Source organism: Nonomuraea turcica, assembly GCF_030718205.1.
Lineage (GTDB): Bacteria > Actinomycetota > Actinomycetes > Streptosporangiales > Streptosporangiaceae > Nonomuraea.
In genome coordinates, this window is record NZ_JAUZQF010000015.1 from 1 (window position 1) to 17,064 (window position 17,064).

Below are 17,064 nucleotides of genomic sequence, written 5' to 3' on the forward strand. Positions count from 1 at the left end.
CTTCAAGGCCACCTCGGCCACCCAGACCATGACCATCGACGGGGGCGGGGGGGGGGCCGCCGCCGGGGGCCCACCGCTGACTGCTACGACAACACCCTCTCCCCCAGCACAGCGGCCACCTGCGGGGCGACCTGGTCCGCCCAGGCTGTCAGGATCTCCGCCAGGCCCGGGAGCTGTCTCTCGAGCACCGCCAGACCCGGTGTGGGCACGGCGGCGCCGAGCTCCACCAGCAGCGGCCGCAGGTGCACCTCGACCGCGAGCGCATGCTTGGGATCTCCCATGACCAGCAGGGGCAGCGCCGCCTTGCCGGCCAGGCCGTCCTGCGGCAGCCGGTCGAGGAAGGATTTGAGCAGCCCGGTGTAGGCGCCCTTGTACGTGGGGCTGGCCACCACCAGCACGCTCGACTCGGCCACCAGCTCCAGCGCCACCTCGACCCCGGGGGACGCGCCAGGTGAGAGCAGATGCGGGCCGAGCGCGGACAGGTCCACGACCTCGTTGGGCCCGGCCGCGCCGATCCTGGCCGCGATCGCCTCCGCGGCCGCGATGGCGACGGTCCGCGTCCTGGAGCCCTCCCGGGGATTCCCGACCAGCGTGACGATGCTCATCCGGCCACCGCCAGCTGCGCGGCGTACTGGGAACGGGGTCTGGCCAGGCCATAGGTGTCGCGGAGCGTGCGGCCCTCGTACTCGTGCCTGAAGAGCCCCCTGGCCTGCAGCTCCGGCACCACATAGTCCACGAAGTCGGACAGGCCGCCGGGCAGGATCGGCGGCATGACGTTGAATCCGTCGGCCGCGCCGTTGAAGAACCACTCCTGAATCTGGTCGGCGATCTGCTCGGGCGTGCCGGCGACGACCCGGTGGCCGCGTCCGCCGGCCAGGCGGCCGAGGAGTTGCCTGACCGTGAGGCGTTCCCGCCTGGCCAGGTCCACCACCAGCTTGCGGCGGCTCTGCGCGCCCTCCGTCTCGACGGGCACGTCCGGCAGCGGCCCGTCCAGCGCGTCCTCGGTCAGGTCGATCCCGGTCAGGTGGGAGAGCTGGGCCAGCCCGTACGCCGGGATGATGAGGTCCTCCAGCTCCTTCTCCAGCCGCAGCGCCTCCCGCTCGGTCGAGCCGATGATCGGCGAGATCCCCGGCAGGACCAGCAGCTCATCGGGCCGGCGACCGTATGCGGCCAGGCGGCCCTTCAGGTCGGCGTAGAACACCTGCCCCTCGGCGAGCGTCTGCTGCGCGGTGAAGACCGCTTCGGCGTGGCGGGCGGCGAACTCCTTGCCGTCCTCCGACGACCCGGCCTGGACCAGGAGCGGGTGGCCCTGGGGCGGGCGTGCGGTGTTGAGCGGGCCGCGCACCGCGAAGTGCTCGCCCACGTGCTCGATCGCGTGGATCTTGCCGGTGTCGGCATAGTGGCCGCCGAGGCGGTCGACCAGGATCGCGCCGTCCTCCCAGCTGTCCCACAACTTGCGCACGACCTCCAGGAACTCGCTCGCCCTGGCGTAGCGGGCGGCGTGCGCGGGCCGCTCGACGCCGAAGTTGCGGGCTTCGGCCTCGCCGGCCGAGGTGACGATGTTCCAGCCGGCCCGGCCGCCGCTGATGTGGTCGAGCGAGGCGAACTTGCGTGCCACGTGGAAGGGCTCGTTGTACGTCGTCGAGGCGGTGGCGATGAGGCCGATGTGGTCGGTGACCGCGGCCAGGGCCGACAACAACGTCAGCGGCTCCAGGCCGCCGAGCGCGTTGTGAGCGACGTCGCCGTGCAGGGCCACGCCGTCGGCGAGGAAGACCGAGTCGAGCTTGCCGCGCTCGGCGATCCTGGCCAGCTCCTGATAGTGGCGTACGTCAGTGAGGCGGGCCGGCTCGGTGCGCGGGTGCCGCCAGGCCGCCTCGTGGTGGCCCACGCCCATGAGGAAGGCGTTGAGGTGAAGCTTTCTCGTCACGTGGTCCTCCAGGTGGAGAAGCGGCGCTCGACGGCGACCAGCAGCAGGTTGAACAGCAGGCCCAGCACGGAGATCGTGATGATGCCGGCGTACATGTCGGGGATGCGGAAGCTGGACTGGGTGTCCAGGATGAGGTAGCCGAGCCCGGCCTTGGCACCGACCATCTCGGCGAACAGCAGCACGAGGATCGAGTACGCGCCCGCCAGCCGCACGCCGGTGAAGATCGTCGGCACGGCGGCGGGCAGGATCACCTTCTGGAACAGCCGGACCGGGCCGAGGCCCATGGATCTGGCCGACTTGATGAGCAGGGGTTCGACGGTACGCACGCCGCTGATGGTGTTGAGCAGGATCGGCCACGAGCACGCGTACAGGACGAAGGTGATCTTCGTGGTCTCGCCGATGCCGAGGATCAGCGTGAACACCGGCAGCAGCGCCACCGCCGAGGTGTTACGGAACAGCTCGAGCAGCGGGACCAGGAAGTCGGAGACCGGGCGGTACCAGCCGATCAGCAGGCCGAGCGGGATGGCCAGCACGATGGCCAGGCCGAAGCCGGCCAGGGAGCGGGCCAGGGAGGCCAGTAGGTGTTCGGGGAGTTGCCCGCTGATCAAGAGGTCGTACCAGGCGACGAGGTTCTCCGACAGCGGGGGGACGAAGACGCGGTCCAGGACGCCGAGCCTGGGCAGGATCTCCCAGGCGGCCAGGAGGAGCAGGATGGCCGTGGAGTTGACGGCGGCGCGCCGTGCCAGGCGCCCGAGCCGCGCCGCGCGCCCGAGCCGTAGGGCGTGCCCAATCCGTGGGGCGCGCCCGATCCGTGCCGCCCGGGCCCCGCGCGGGCCGGGAGAGGGCGGCGGCGTGCCGGTGTCCGTCTCCGGAACGGCGATGTCGTCGTGTGCTTCGTCGTCGGGCAGGTCGTACCAGTGGAGCTCGCCGGGCGGCGTCTCCTGACGGGTCTCAGCCATGGGAGATCGCCACCTCGCGCTCCTGGACCTGCGCCGCCGCCACCTCGTCGCGCAGCAGCTTCCACACGTGGTGCCGGTACTCGCCGAAGACCGGATCGGCCCGCAGGTCGCCCTCGCGCGAGTCGAACGCGATGTCGACGATCTCCTTGATCCGGCCGGGCCTGGAGGTCATCACGGCGACCCGCTCCCCCAGGTAGACGGCCTCGTCGATGCCGTGGGTGATGAAGATGACCGTCTTGCCGGTGTGCTGCCAGACGCGCACCAGCTCCTCCTGCAGGGACTCGCGGGTCTGCGCGTCCAGCGCGGCGAACGGCTCGTCCATCAGCAGCACGTCCGGGTCGAAGGCGAGGCTGCGGGCGATGGCCACCCGCTGCCGCATGCCGCCGGACAACTCGTGCGGGTAGCGGTCCTCGAAGCCGGCCAGGCCGACGAGCGCGAGGTGCTCACGTGCCCGCCGGGCCCGCTCCTTCCGCGGCACGGCCTTGGCCTCCAGCCCGAACTCGACGTTGGCCTGGGCGGTGCGCCAGGGGAACAGGGCGTACTGCTGGAAGACGATCCCCCGGTCGAGCCCGGGGCCGGTGACAGGCGCGCCGTCGATGACGATCTCCCCTGTCGTCGGGCGCGTCAGCCCGGCGACCAGGTCGAGGAGTGTGGACTTGCCGCAGCCGCTGGGGCCCACGAGCGTAAGGAACTCGCCCGCGCGCACGTCGAGGTCCACGCCGGACAGCGCGGTGAACGGCTCGCCGCCGTCCCTGACGGGGAAGGTCTTGCTGACGTTCCTGATGCCGATTTTGCTCATGATCCGCTCCCGCCGGCGTAGGGGTTGAACGCGTTGGTGTAGAGGTCGGCCGCCTTGACCTGGCCGGGCTTGATCTCGCCTTCGCGCTGCAGCCAGTCGATCCAGGTCTGGAACTCCTTCTCGGCGATGACGCCGCCCTTGCCGGCGATGCCGGTGCTCTTCCAGAACCGCACGGTGTCGGCGCTCTCGTTGCGGCCGCGCTTGGCGATGATCTGCTCGAACGTGGCGATGACCTCCTCACGGGAGTGGGTCTGCGCCCATTCGACGGCCTTGGCGAAGCCGGTCACGAAGGTTTTGGTGGTGGTCGGGTTGTCAGCGATGAAGTCCTCGCGCAGGACGATGGCTCCGGCCGTGAACGGGCCGAGCAGGTCCACGTCGGTGAACAGCGGCCGCAGCCCGCCGCGTTCGAGCGCCTTGTCCTTGAGCACGCCGCCCAGCGTGCCGACGTCGAGCTGACCCTGCCGGATGGCCTGCTCGGTGTTGACCGGCGGGATCACCACCAGCTGGACCTGCTTGATCTCGTCGGGCGTCAGCCCTTCGCGCCTGAGGTACTCCTTGATGACGGCCTCGTGGTGCGCGCCGAGCGTGTTGACGCCGATCCTTTTGCCGATGAGGTCGCGGGCGGTCTTGATGGGGCTGTTCTCGTTGACGTAGTAGCCGTTGAAGGTGTCCTTGTCGGAGCCGTAGTAGCCGATCACCGCCTTGATGGGGGCCTTGGCCGCCTTGAGCTTGATGATCGCGCCGTCGAAGGCGCCGCCGAAGTCGGTCTGCCCCGTGGCCGCGGACTGGATGTCCTGCGGTCCCGAGGTGGTGTTGCCCACCCACTTCAGCTTGAGGTCGCCGAGATAGCCGAGCTCCGCGGCCAGTTCGGGGAAGGTGACGGCGCCGGCGCTGCCCTGGTAACGCAGCACCTTGACCTCCGAGTCGGATGTCGCCTCGGCGCCGCCGCAACCGGCCAGGACGGCGGGCAGCAGCGCGGCGATGAGGGCAGGTTTGAGCTTGATCACGATGGGTTCCTCTGGGGAGGGAAAAGAGGTCTGCCTGGGTGCGTGATCAGCGACACTGCGCGCTGGCGACGTGGCCGAAGTCCACGTGCGGGCGGGTTGTCAGGTAAAGGCCCCTCATGCCTACGAAGCTACGGATCTCCAGGCGTAAAGTCAACATTTCCTACATGGCATACATGAAATTCGCCGTCGCTAAGCTCGGGCCGTACCGATCTATGGAGGGCCGATGATCTTCATTACCGCCAAGTTCCGCATCCTGCCCGAGCACGCCGATCGCTGGCCGGAGATCTCCGCCGCGTTCACCGAGGCGACCCGCGCCGAGCCCGGCTGCCTGTGGTTCGACTGGTCGCGCAGCCTTGAAGACCCGAGCGAGTACGTCCTGGTCGAGGCGTTCCGCGACGACGCGGCCGGGGCCGCGCACGTGCAGTCGGACCACTTCAAGCAGGCTCAGCGCACGCTGCCGGACTACCTGGCCGAGACGCCGCGGATCGTCAACGCAGCGGTCCCGCAGGACGACTGGTCGGAGCTCGGCGAGCTCGCGGTTGCCCCGCGGGGTTAGTCCACGCGGACGTTGCCGTAGGCGAACAGGCTGATCGGGCCGGGGCCGGCGGGCGCCGGCTCTTCGGCGATGACGGCCAGGGCGAGGGTGTTGGTCCCGCGCTCGGTCAGCAGCCCGGCCGGGAGCGAAAACTCCTTCTGTGGGCCGATGTCGCCGCCGTACTGGCCGACGTTCCAGCCGTTGAGGAAGACCAGCACGCGGTACGCCGGTGAGGGGTCGCCACCGAAGCGGAGGCCGATCGGGACGTCCTGGCCCTGGGGCAGGTCGAGCGTGAAGGACGTCCGGTACCAGGTGACGCCGGGGGTCAATGGGGCGGCCGGGGTGGCGTTCTTCCAGGATTTGTCGGGATAGGTCGGCAGGTGCCAGCCGGTGCGTTCGCCGTACAGGCCGCCGTTGTTGAGCCCGCCGCGCACCGGATCGGCCCCGGCGGCGCCCTGGATGCGCCAGGAGATCGGGGTGCCGCCGGCAGAGGCGCCGACCAGGCCGCGTGGCTGTTTGAAGCGCAGGTCGTCGGCGATCCAGTCGTCGTTGTGGCCCATGTTGGCGACGAGGACGGCGACCACGTTGTCCGCGCCCGGCTTGAGCGCGCCCGCCGGGATGGGGAAGTGGCCGGGGCCGGGGTCGGGGTTGGGCGGGGTCCACTGGTCGCCGGAGTCCGCCTGCACGCCGCCGGCCGCCGAGCCGAGGTAGCGGCCGTTCAGCCACACCAGGTAGTTGCCGCGTTTGCCGGTGATCGCGTTCAGGTCGATGGTGGTCTCGGCTCCGGTGGCGGTGAAGTGGCCGCGGTACCAGACGTTGCCGTAGTGGTAGCCGTAGTCGTCGGCGTACAGGACGGGCAGGGTCTTGGGCGGGTGCGGGCTGGTGGTCGTGGTGCGGTCGGCGCGGGTCCATCGCGAGTCGTCGAACCCGGGCTGGGCCTCAGGGGCCTCGGGGCGGGTACGCCAGGAGGTCAGCTCGGGCATCGGGGCCGGTTCGGGGGCACGGGCCGAGCCGAGCAGCGAGCCGCTCGGCGTACGGGTCACGCGGACGTCGCGTGTGCCGATCCGCAGCCGGTGGGCCGCGGGCGGCGCGAACACCTCCACCGCCGGGCTCGCGGCATTCCCGGCCGCCACGGGCGTGGTTTCCCCTGCCACGTCGGCCACGAGGCGTACGGTGTCGCCGCTCACGGACGCCGAGCGCACGAGATCCGTGCCGCGCACCAGCACCGGGCCCGTAGCCGTGTCCGCCAGCCAGAACCTCGCCGCCTCCTCATCCGTGCCGATCAGGAGCAGCAGTGGTCGCCGCCCGCCTCCCGTGACCAGCACACGGGCCAGCCCTTCGTGGCTGTAGTCGAGTCGCAGCTCGCCCCCCGCGTAGGAACTGCTCACGCGGCCTTCGAGCACCGTGACGCGCGGCTCGGACCCGTACCGCAGGATGGTGGCGCCGGGTGAGCCCGCGGTGCCGTAGAGGACGGCGACGTCGCGGCCCCCGATGGCGGCGTGCGTCATGATCTCGGACGTGGACAGGACCAGGCGCTGGTCGCCGAGGTCGTACTCGCCGACGAGCACGTGGGCGTCACGTCCCTTGACCTGCACGGGCACGCGGTGTCCCGCCCAGTCGAGGGTGGCGGTGTCCGTGCTCGTCGCGGCCCGGTCGGTGTGCTTGACGAGGACGAACTCGGTGCCGGTGTCCGGGTTGGCGCGCGCCACGGTGGTCAGGGCCGGATTGTCGGATGCGGGCGGCGTGGCGACCGGGTCGGTCTTGGCCAGCGGCGCGACCGCCTGCAGGAAGTAGCCCTGGCGTTTGAACTCGTCGTACTTGGGGGTCAGTTGCCGGGCCTCGGTGATCGGGGCGCCGTAGTCGTAGGAGGTGTACACGTCGTTGGGCTGGGCGAGCCAGCCCCAGTTCGTGCCGCCGTACCCCATGTAGTACGAGAACATCGTCGCCCCGGTCGTCACCAGGTTGTTCTTGTAGAAATACTTCATGAAGGCAGGTCCGGTGAGCTCGCGGCACTTGTCGTAGCCCGCGTCGCCCACGTCGATCGCGCCGGCTTGGTATTCGGCGGCGAACACGGGGATGTCGTCCCGCAGCCGCTCGGTCAGCCCCTCGCCCCACGGCCCCCACAGGCCGGGGTTGGCGCATTCGAAGGACTGCGGGTAGTCGTCGATGCCCGGGATCTGCACGGCGCCCGGTCCGGTCGCCCAGGTCGAGCTCCAGCTGCCGCCGTCGCAGCAGTCGTTGGTCGTGATGGGCACGTCGATGCCGTCGGCCCGGGCCTGGTCCTGGATGTCCTGCATATAGGCGGCGTCGGTGTTGACCTGGTACTCGTTCTCGGCGTTGTAGAGGATCACCGGCCCGCCCTCGGTGACCTGATGCCTGGCGATGATCGGGTTGATCCGGTGCAGCCACTCCCGGTAGGCGGCCTGGTAGCCGCTCTCGCTGCTGCGGGCCCGCCCCGGCACGGTCTTCACCCAGGCGGGCAGGCCGCCGCCGCTGCTCTCGGCGTTGATGTACGGCCCCGGCCGCGCGATGACGTACAGCCCAGCTTCGGACGCCATCCGCAGCAGCCGGTCCACGTCACGCACGCCGGTGAAGTCGTACACGCCGGGTTTCGGTGAGTGGTAGGCCCACGAGAAGTAGAGGGAGACCGCGTTGAACCCGGCCGCCTTGAACTTCTCCAGCACGTCCTGCCATAACCGCGGGCTGGGCAGCCGGAAGTAGTGGAACTCGGCCGCCTGCACCACGACCCGGCGGCCGTCCACCATCAGCGAATACCGGTCGTAGGTAACCTCGCGCGCGGCCGCGGCGCGAGCGGGCGCGACGAGAGTGGCACAGGTCAGCAGCATGGCCAGGAGCAGCGAGAGGGTCCGCCTCATGGCATTTAATTTGGCGACCCGCCAAACAAAAGTCAACGACCTGGACCTGGCGAGGGTCTCGTTTACGCGACTGCCTCACTCGGCCTGACATTTCCCGCTATGGTGCCCAAGATCCCGTAAGCCTTGTCACAGGAGTCCCATGTCGCCCGTCGAACCCCTCCGGGAAGGCGACCCCGCTGCCGTAGGGCCCTACCGGCTGATGGGGCGTCTCGGCGCGGGGGGCCAAGGCGTGGTCTATCTGAGCCAGGGGCCCGACGGCAGGCCGGTCGCGGTCAAAGTGCTCCGCGAGGGACTCGCCGACGAGCGCTTCGCCAAGGAGATCGACGCGGCGCGCCGGGTGGAGCCGTTCTGCATCGCTCAGGTGCTCGACGCCTCACTGAGCGCCCGGCCGTACATCGTGACCGAGTACGTCGAAGGGCCTTCCCTCCAGCAGGCCGGGCGCCACACCGGGGCCGACCTGCAGCGGCTCGCGGTGGCGACCGCGACCGCGCTGACGGCCATTCATCAGGCCGGCATCGTCCACCGCGACTTCAAGCCCGCCAACGTGCTGCTCGGACGGGGCGGGCCCCGGGTGATCGACTTCGGGATCGCCCGGTCTGTCGAAGCGGGGATGACGGCGACCAGCAGCATCGTGGGGACTCCTGCTTACATGGCGCCGGAGCAGCTCGCCGGCGAGCGGATCGGGCCGGCCGTCGACGTGTTCGCGTGGGCATCGGTGATCGTGTTCGCCGCCACCGGGACGCCCCCGTTCGGTGAGGACTCACTGCCCGCGGTGATCAATCGGATCCTGCATAACGAGCCGCAGCTCGGCGACCTGCCGCAACCGTTGCGCGGGATCGTGCTGGGGTGCCTGGCCAAGGATCCGGCGCGCCGGCCGGCCATGCGGGACGTTTTGCTGCAGCTCCTGGGTGGACAGGCCCCGGCGCCTGCGCACAGTGCCGATGGCCGCGGTCCGTCCACTGTTCCCGGGCGGCGCGGGAGCAGGACGGCGCTCGTCGCGGGCGTCTCCAGCGTGGGGGCGCTGGCGGTCGCGGCCACCCTCGCCTGGGGGGCCGCGAGCGTCTGGGGCGTCCCAGGCTCGCAACCGACCAAGCAGCCGCTGGCGTTCACCCCTGCCGCGACGCCGTCCCCCACGAAAACGCGCCAGAGCGCGAAAAGGACCAAACGTCCCTCCACCCCGAAACCGTCGACCACCACGAAGCCGACCGCGACACGGACCACGAAGCCGACGCAGACCGTGAAGCCGACGCAGCCCGCTCCCAGCCCGACGACCTCATCGGCGAAACCCCGATCAGGCAGCGGCTCCTTCCGGATCGTCTGGGTGCGGATCATCGGCCCCAGACATGCCGACACTCCTGACTGCGTGTTCGGCCAGGGCAACCTCTCCGGCCTGGTGGAGGGGACCAAGCTGTCCACCACGTTCCGCTACGAATGGGTCCTGGACGGGCGAGTGGTGCAGCGGTCCGAGTCCGTCATCGCCGACACCTACACCCGGCAGGTCACCGGCCCGCTCGTGGAGTCGGACGGTCCCCATCGGGTCGTCCTCCGCCTCACCTCGCCCCAAGCGGTGTCGAAGACGTTCTCGTTCACCATCTGCCCCACGGGGAGCGGATGATGGACCCGCTCCTGCCGGAGGATCCGGCGGCCGTGGGCCCGTACCGGCTGCTGGGGCGTCTGGGCGCGGGCGGTCAAGGGGTGGTCTACCTGGGCCGGGCTCCCGACGGGCGGCCGGTCGCGGTCAAGGTGCTGGCTGACGGTCCGGCCCCTGATCATCGCTTCGCCAAGGAGATCGACGCGGCGCGCCGGGTGGAGCCTTTCTGCATCGCTCAGGTGCTCGACGCGTCGCTGAGCGGCCGACCGTACATCGTGACCGAGTACGTCGAAGGGCCCTCGCTCCAGCAGGCCGGCCGTCACGCCGGGGCCGACCTGCAGCGGCTCGCGGTGGCGACCGCGACCGCGCTGGCGGCGATCCACCGGGCCGGGGTGGTGCATCGCGATTTCAAGCCCGCCAACGTGCTGCTCGGGAGGGACGGGCCGCGGGTCATCGACTTCGGCATCGCCCGCGCGTCCGGCCATTCGCTGACCGTGACGAGCAGCATCGTCGGCACGCCCGCCTACATGGCGCCGGAGCAGCTCGCGGGTGCCCCTCTCGGTCCCGCCGTGGACGTGTTCGCGTGGGCGTCGGTGATCGTGTTCGCCGCGACAGGGAGCCCGCCGTTCGGCAACGACTCGCTGCCCGCGGTGATCCGCCGCATCCTCCACGACGAGCCGTACCTGGGCGACCTGCCGGGTCCGCTGCGTCCGATCGTGCTGTCCTGCCTGGCCAAGGACCCCGCCGCCCGGCCTGCCATGCAGGACGTCCTGCTCCGGCTCATCGGCGCCCCGCCCACCGGCACGCCGGACGCCGCGACACGCCACCGAGGGAGTACGGCCGGCCACCGAGGCGGTGCGGCGGGTCGTCCCGCGAGGCGCCCGCGCTGGAAGGCGCTGCTGGCGGGCGTCGGCGCGCTGGGGGTGTCCGCCGCCTTGGTCGCCGGGGCGATCACGTGGATGCCCGCCCCGGCGACGACGGCCGCGCCCACCCCGTCGGCCCCCACGGACCAGGCCACCACGACCGGCCCACCGGCCAAGAACCTGGACACTGACAAGACCCCCAGCGCGCCGGCCAAGAAGACACGCCCCACCAGCACCGCCCGCTCCACCCCCACCCCCTCCCGCCGCCCGTCGACGCCCAAACCGACGACGTCCCCGGCGAAACCCGCGACCACGACGGCGGCCGCGGCGACCGTACGCCTGGTGTCGTTGACGCTGGAGGGGCAGCAGGTCGGCGCGGACGGATGCTGGTCGCCCAGCCTCTTCCCGGTCGCCGCGATCAAGGGTCCGTCGGGCAAACAGACGGAGTACACCTACCGCTGGGTGGTGGACGGCCAGGACGAGGGGCGGAAGACGGGCTGGGTGACCGGCACGACCAAGGACCGGCGCAACCCCTTCGGCGCCTTCGAGCCGGGGTCGCACACGATCGTCTACCACCTGCTGACACCCTCGAAGGCCACCCGGAGAGTGTCGTTCACGGTGTGCGAGCGATTGTCCTAGCGCACGCCGATGGCCCGCGTGGGCGCCGGCACGTTACGGGAAAGTTACAACTCTCGCCAATCCCTACACAGCCGCGTTTTCCCACTTCAGAGCACCACGCGGCACCGAGCAGGTTTTTTTCCGGGTTATTGACGAAAAACAGCGGCGGTGGGCAGACTCGGCGGTATGTCACAACCCCGTGGCCCCTTGTCACAGTTGCGGCGCGGGCACGAAGAGCTCGTGCTCGGGCTGCTGCGCAAGCACGGTCCGCTCAGCCGCGGCGAGCTGGGCAAGCTCTGCAGGCTGTCCCGCACCACTCTGTACGACATCCTCGCCGAGCTCATATCCACCGGCGCCGTCGTCACCGCCACCCAGCAGGACGACATGCCCCGCGGCCGCGGCCGGCCGGCTGAGACGCTGACGCTCAACCCGGACGCAGGCCAGGCCATCGGCATCGACTTCGCCCGCCGCGCGCTGCACGTCGCGGCCATCAACCTGGCGCACGAGATCGTCGGTGCGGCCAGCGAGCCGCACGACGCCGACCTGCCGTGGGAGCAGCGGGTGGAGCTGGCCGAGCGGCTCGTCGGCTCCCTCAGCGAGGGCGGCCTGCGGCTGGGCGCGCTCAGCGCGATCGGCGTCGGCGTGGTCGGCCCGGTCGGCGGTCCGGACTCCCCCGAGGACGACGACACCCCGCATCCCGCACAGGTGCTGCTGCGGGAGCGGTTCGGCGTGCCGGTGTTGCTGGACAACAACGCCCGGCTGGCCGCGCTGGGCGAGGCGATCTGGGGCGCGGCCGCGGGCGGCCAGGACGTGCTGTACCTGCGGCTGTCCCACGGCGTCGGCGGCGGGCTGGTGATCGCCGGGTCGCTGCATCGCGGCGCGTACGGCCTGTCCGGCGAGTTCGGCCACATCATGGTCGACCCGCAGGGCTCTCCCTGCTCCTGCGGCGGCTCCGGCTGCCTCGAGACCGTGGCCTCGATAAGAGCCGTGCTCGACGCCTACCGTGCCGCCGGCGGCCGGGCCGACGACGTCCCCGAGTTGATCAAGGCCGTCAAGGCAGGCGACGCCACGGCGCTCGGCCTGCTGGAGGGCGTCGGCGCCAACATCGGCGGCGTGCTCGCGGCCCTGTGCAACGCCATAGGCCCCAGCGTGATCGTGATCGGCGGCGAGCTCGCGGAGATCGGCGCCGCGCTGCTGGAGCCGATCGAGCGGACGATGAGCGCGCGCGTCATGCCGATCTCCCGGCACCGGATCACGTTGCGCCGCGCGACGCTCGGCGAGGCCGCGGGCGCGCTCGGCGGCATCGCCCTCGTGCTGCACGAATCCCCCCTGCTCTCCCGCTATCCGGCCGGGCCCGATCTCGCGCAAGAGGAACCTATGAACCATTCGAGGCAGTCATGACGCAGCTGACCGCGCTGGGCAAGTCGGCGGTCGCGCGGCGCGAGCCCAGACGCTCCAGCCGCGCCCTCACGCTCAACCTGCTCGCCGTCGTCATCGGCCTCGTCGTGTGGACGCTGCTGGCCACGGTCGGCGTGCAGGGCCTGCCGACGCCGCTGGAGGTGGCGGCCAAGGCAGGCGAGCTGATCGCGGACGGCACGCTCCTCGACGACGCGCTCGCCAGCCTGCGCAGGGTGCTGCTGGGCTTCCTGCTCGGCACCCTGCTGGCAATCCCGATCGGCTTCCTGATGGGCTGGTACGCCACCGCGCGCGGCCTGCTGGAGCCGTACGTTCAGTTCTTCCGCACCATCCCGCCCCTGGCGATCATCCCCCTCGCCATCGTGCTGATGGGCATCGGCGAGGTGCCGAAGGTCTTCGTGATCTTCTTGGCGTCGTTCCTGTCCAGCGTCGTGGCGACGTTCCAGGGCGTGGTCGACGTGGACAAGACGCTGATCAACGCCGCTCGCGTGCTCGGCGCGTCCGACCAGACGATCTTCCTCAAGGTCGTGGTGCCGGCGTCCACGCCGTTCATCCTGGTCGGGATGCGGGTCGGGCTCGGCTCGGCCTGGGGCACGCTGGTCGCCGCCGAACTGATCGCCGCCCAGGAGGGCCTGGGCTATCGCATGCAGAACGCCCAGCTCTACTACGACCTGCCCACGATCTTCGTGGGCCTGATCGCCATCGGCGTGCTCGGCCTGCTGATGGACCGGCTGCTGCTGCTGGCCGAGCGCCACCTCACCGACTGGCAGGAGCGACGTTGACCACCAAGATCTCGTTCAGGGACGTCGTCAAGACCTACCCGATGAAGGACGGCACGTTCACCGCGCTGAGCCAGGTGTCGCTGGACATCGCCGACCGGGAGTTCGTCACGGTCGTGGGCCCGTCCGGATGCGGCAAGAGCACGCTCATGAGCATGGCGGCCGGGCTGGTCGAGCCCACCTCGGGCGAGGTGCTGGTGGACGGCGTGCCGGTCACCGGTCCCGGGCCCGAGCGCGGGGTGATCTTCCAGCAGTACGCGTTGTTCCCCTGGCTGACCGTGCGCAAGAACGTCGAGTTCGGGCTGAAGCTGGCCGAGCTCCCGGCCGAGGAGCGCAGGCGGCGGGCGGAGCGGGCGATCGAGCTCGTCGGGTTGTCCGACTTCGCCGACGCGCTGCCCAAGACGTTGTCCGGCGGGATGAAGCAGCGGTGCGCGATCGCCCGCGCGTACGCGGTCAACCCGCAGGTCCTGCTCATGGACGAGCCGTTCGGCGCGCTGGACGCGCTGACCCGGGTGCAGCTGCAGGACCAGCTCCTCGACACCTGGAGCCAGGAGCAGCGCACGGTCATGTTCATCACCCACGACGTGGACGAGGCCGTCTACCTGGCCAGACGCGTGATCGTCATGGCGGCCAGGCCCGGCCGCATCCAGCAGGTCGTCGACGTCGACCTGCCGTACCCGAGGACCGAGGAGATGCGGCTGTCGCCCGAGTTCGGGCGCATCCGCAACGAGGTCTGGCACAGCGTGTACCACCAAGTCCCAGCCGCCTAAACCACCCCCCGGAAAGGACTGATCCGCTATGCGTTCTCTTCGCCGCGCCCTGACGGCCGCCACAGCGGTGAGCCTGCTGACACTGTCCGTGACCGCCTGCTCCGACGACGGCACCACGGTCCGGTTCGGCTATATCAGCGACTACAACGGCGCGAGCCTGCTGGCCATCGCCGACAAGCAGGGGCCTCTGGGAGAAGCAGGGGCTCACCGTTCCTAAGGACTGAGCATGAGTTGCAGATGCTCAGCCGAACGCTCCGAACGGTGTTGAGCGTTCTGGTCGCCCGCGTTCTGACCGTATCCGGGCGGCGCGGATCGTGTCCGTGGTCCGGGGATGCGGGGGCGGGGTCCCTCACGCCCGCGGGCGCCCGTTCGGGCCTGGACGGTCCGATGCCCCTGCTCGTCGCTCCGGTGAGCAGGGGGCGGTGCCGTCCGTCGCCGGATCGGGTGCCCGAGGGCGCGTCTGCCGATCGCCACGGCGGCCGCGTCGTGGCGGGTGGTCGTACGGGTCTTGCTGGTCAGTGGGGCCTGCCAGTGCTGGGCGCCCCACTGGGAGGTGTAGGCCGGGTCGGTGGCGATGATGGCGATGCCGGTGGCCTCGGCCATCGCGGTCAGCCGGGCGCGCAGCTTGCCGGTGGGCATGCCGGAGATCAGTTGGCGGAAGCGTTTGCGGCGGCCGTGTTTCTCCCGGGTTTTCTCGGCGGTGAAGTCGAGGTCTTCGATGGCGATCGCTTTCACGCCGCAGGTTTGGGCCCAGTGCAGCAGCCGGGTCAGCGCGTGGCGGACCTGGGCGTCGCGGTGGTCGGCGTTCCCGGACAGGTCGTAGGGGAAGCGGCGCGGGTTGCCGATGGGATTGCCGTGGACGTCCAGGCGCCAGGCGGCCAGGTGGTCGGCGTTGGTGTCCACGGCGATCACGCCTGCGGCGAGCGCGGCCGACATGGGAACGGCCGGGGCCGGTGGGATCTGCCAGGAGGCGGTGATGTACCAGCGTCCGCGATCGACATCCAGGTGGATGCGGTAGGCCACGGCCCGGTTGGCTTCGATCCGATCGGCCCATTCGGTGCCCCGGTGCGCGAAGGCCACCCTGGCGGCGAGGATGTAGCGGCCGTGGGGGGCGTTGGCCAGGTGCGCCAGCGGGGCGGGCAGCCGGATTGACACCTGCCCGTCGGGGGTGATGCGGATGGTCTCGTTGCCGTACCGCTTGCCGGACTCGCCGTCCGCGGCCAGGAACCAGCGTGCGGCCTGCCATTTCTGCAGCCATTCGGTCTCGGTCAGGCCGGCGGCGTCCAGGTGGTGCCGGGTGCGGGCCAGGCGTTTGCCGCCCCGCACGATGTGTACGATCCCGGCCTGCTGGTCGGCCTTCTCCCGCTGCAGCCGGTCGGTCAGCACGCGCAGGCGGCGACTCTTGGCGTGCCACTCCTGCGCCGAGCGGTAACCACCCGGGCCCTTCCGGCTTCCCTTCTCACCCACCGGAAGCGACAGCCGATGCTCGATGGTGGCGATCGCGGCTTCCAGATCGGCGATGTGCGCGGCCTGGCAACGCCGGGCCAGCGCCCACTGATCGTGGCTGGCCTTCGTGATCGCCCCGGCCCACCGCGACGACGACAACACCGTCAGCTCGCGCTTGCGCACCGCCCACGTCTGGTTGTCGTGCTCCAGCCCATCAGCGCATCGCGTCTTCAAATCACCGCAGGCCAGCGCGCCAAGATGCGCGCCCACCAGGCGCAGCACCTGCTCATCAGCGGCCGCGAGGTTCTTGAGCCGGTCCCGGACGGCCACCCCGGACGGACCGCCAGCGACGAACGGCGCCTCGATCGCGCGCAATTCACTCATGCGCCGCACGCTCCCACTCGAGGCCGGCACGGCCCGAGGCCGACCAACGGGCGCACCACACGGTCAGCGCCTGCGGATCACCACCGAACCGGCATGCTCGCATGACCTGCACGCGCCTCTCTCAGGAGCTTTCACATTGTGTGACCGCAAGGATACCAAGAGCTGACGCTGTCGGGTAGAACGTACGCGCGATATCGTCGGCAGACTCATCCACAGACCAAATGGGTGGGGCCGGAACCGTCAGAGGCCGCTCTGATACACCAGCGCCTTACCGATGAGGACAACCCAACCCATACCCATACCCGCGTCCATGCCGTCACGTCCGCACTTCGGCCGCAACGCAACTAAAGGCACTTCATGCACCCTCATGCACACTCAACGCCTCCGGCGACATCGGCCTGACCACCGCGCCCACCCCTACGGGGCCATGGACCGACCACGGCGACGTGATCCCGGCCGCGCCCCAGGCCGCATGCCCGACCTTCACCATCGACCAGGCCCAGTTCACCGACGTCGACGGCGCCCATTACCTCTACTGGGGGAGCTACGACACCCTCTGCGTGGCGAGGATGAACGCCGACGCCACCCGCGTCGAAGGCCCGGTGACGCAGGTGGCGAGGGGCCGCCGCATGGAGGGCGGTTACGTCGTCCGCCGCGGCGGCTTCTACTACCTCTTCTACTCCGACGCCGGCTGCTGCGACGGCGCCTACAGCGGCTACCAGGTCAAGGTCGGCCGCGCCACCAGCCCGCTGGGCCCGTTCACGGACGACGAGGGCGTGGACCTGATGGCGCTGACCACCAAGGGCGCCATCGTCGCCGGCGCGAACGGCAACCGCTGGGCCGGCCCCGGCCACAGCGGCTTCCTGACCGACCTGTCCGGCCAGGACTGGCTGATCTACCACGCCATCTCCACCGCCGACCCCGACTTCCCGCCGATCGTCAACGGACCGTCGGGCCTGACCAAGCGCCCACTGCTGATCGACTGGCTGGACTGGATCGACGGCTGGCCGGTGGTCCGCGCCGGCGCCGGCCCGTCCGAGGGCCCCCAGCCCGCGCCGGCGGCCTCGTACGACGCGGGCGGCACGTTCGGCTGA

General features: G+C 70.6%; 15 protein-coding genes. 8 read left to right on the forward strand and 7 right to left on the reverse strand.

Annotated features, from left to right (window positions below; all coding sequences use genetic code 11):
* Positions 1-83: 83 nt before the first annotated feature.
* The 5 genes from Q9G87_RS34060 to Q9G87_RS34080 are packed head-to-tail and all read right to left on the reverse strand — an operon-like array spanning position 84 to position 4,692.
* Positions 84-605: an NADPH-dependent FMN reductase gene (locus tag Q9G87_RS34060; protein WP_305920659.1), complete on the reverse strand. Its 522-nt coding sequence runs from the start codon at positions 603-605 to the stop codon at positions 84-86.
* Positions 602-1,927: an LLM class flavin-dependent oxidoreductase gene (locus tag Q9G87_RS34065; protein WP_305920660.1), complete on the reverse strand. Its 1,326-nt coding sequence runs from the start codon at positions 1,925-1,927 to the stop codon at positions 602-604. Before Q9G87_RS34065 ends, Q9G87_RS34060 begins: the two co-directional genes overlap by 4 nt.
* Positions 1,924-2,886, reverse strand: a complete 963-nt coding sequence (locus Q9G87_RS34070; RefSeq protein ID WP_305920661.1) for an ABC transporter permease — start codon at positions 2,884-2,886, stop codon at positions 1,924-1,926. Before Q9G87_RS34070 ends, Q9G87_RS34065 begins: the two co-directional genes overlap by 4 nt.
* Entirely contained in the window at positions 2,879-3,685 is an 807-nt protein-coding gene (locus Q9G87_RS34075) for an ABC transporter ATP-binding protein (protein ID WP_305920662.1), read from the reverse strand. Before Q9G87_RS34075 ends, Q9G87_RS34070 begins: the two co-directional genes overlap by 8 nt.
* Entirely contained in the window at positions 3,682-4,692 is a 1,011-nt protein-coding gene (locus Q9G87_RS34080; RefSeq protein WP_305920663.1) for an ABC transporter substrate-binding protein, read from the reverse strand. Before Q9G87_RS34080 ends, Q9G87_RS34075 begins: the two co-directional genes overlap by 4 nt.
* Positions 4,693-4,915: 223 nt before the next feature.
* Between Q9G87_RS34080 and Q9G87_RS34085 the strand changes: the two genes are divergently transcribed.
* Complete coding sequence (locus tag Q9G87_RS34085) at positions 4,916-5,248, forward strand: putative quinol monooxygenase (RefSeq protein WP_305920664.1); 333 nt, start codon at positions 4,916-4,918, stop codon at positions 5,246-5,248.
* Here the strand turns inward: Q9G87_RS34085 and Q9G87_RS34090 are convergent.
* Positions 5,245-8,103 carry a beta-galactosidase gene (locus Q9G87_RS34090; RefSeq protein WP_305920665.1) on the reverse strand — a complete coding sequence of 953 codons (2,859 nt, stop codon included), beginning with the start codon at positions 8,101-8,103 and terminating at the stop codon, positions 5,245-5,247. The two genes, Q9G87_RS34085 and Q9G87_RS34090, sit on opposite strands and share 4 nt — an antisense overlap.
* A gap of 139 nt (positions 8,104-8,242) precedes the next feature.
* On the opposite strand from Q9G87_RS34090, the gene Q9G87_RS34095 reads away from it, so the two are divergent.
* The 6 genes from Q9G87_RS34095 to Q9G87_RS34120 all read left to right on the forward strand — a co-directional run bounded on the left by Q9G87_RS34095 (position 8,243) and on the right by Q9G87_RS34120 (position 14,357).
* Entirely contained in the window at positions 8,243-9,718 is a 1,476-nt protein-coding gene (locus Q9G87_RS34095; protein WP_305920666.1) for a serine/threonine-protein kinase, read from the forward strand.
* Positions 9,715-11,196 (forward strand): serine/threonine-protein kinase, encoded by a 1,482-nt coding sequence (locus Q9G87_RS34100; protein ID WP_305920667.1) that lies wholly within the window; start codon positions 9,715-9,717, stop codon positions 11,194-11,196. The genes Q9G87_RS34095 and Q9G87_RS34100 overlap by 4 nt, the downstream gene beginning before the upstream one ends.
* Positions 11,197-11,361: 165 nt before the next feature.
* Positions 11,362-12,576 carry an ROK family transcriptional regulator gene (locus Q9G87_RS34105; protein WP_305920668.1) on the forward strand — a complete coding sequence of 405 codons (1,215 nt, stop codon included), beginning with the start codon at positions 11,362-11,364 and terminating at the stop codon, positions 12,574-12,576.
* Positions 12,573-13,373 (forward strand): ABC transporter permease, encoded by an 801-nt coding sequence (locus tag Q9G87_RS34110; RefSeq protein WP_305920669.1) that lies wholly within the window; start codon positions 12,573-12,575, stop codon positions 13,371-13,373. The genes Q9G87_RS34105 and Q9G87_RS34110 overlap by 4 nt, the downstream gene beginning before the upstream one ends.
* Complete coding sequence (locus Q9G87_RS34115) at positions 13,370-14,140, forward strand: ABC transporter ATP-binding protein (protein ID WP_305920670.1); 771 nt, start codon at positions 13,370-13,372, stop codon at positions 14,138-14,140. Before Q9G87_RS34110 ends, Q9G87_RS34115 begins: the two co-directional genes overlap by 4 nt.
* Positions 14,141-14,168: 28 nt before the next feature.
* Entirely contained in the window at positions 14,169-14,357 is a 189-nt protein-coding gene (locus Q9G87_RS34120; RefSeq protein WP_305920671.1) for a hypothetical protein, read from the forward strand.
* On the opposite strand, the gene Q9G87_RS34125 is transcribed toward Q9G87_RS34120, so the two are convergent.
* Positions 14,354-15,970, reverse strand: coding sequence for a transposase (locus Q9G87_RS34125; protein WP_305920672.1), 1,617 nt, complete (start codon positions 15,968-15,970; stop codon positions 14,354-14,356). The two genes, Q9G87_RS34120 and Q9G87_RS34125, sit on opposite strands and share 4 nt — an antisense overlap.
* A 392-nt stretch (positions 15,971-16,362) precedes the next feature.
* On the opposite strand from Q9G87_RS34125, the gene Q9G87_RS34130 reads away from it, so the two are divergent.
* Complete coding sequence (locus Q9G87_RS34130) at positions 16,363-17,064, forward strand: family 43 glycosylhydrolase (RefSeq protein ID WP_305920922.1); 702 nt, start codon at positions 16,363-16,365, stop codon at positions 17,062-17,064.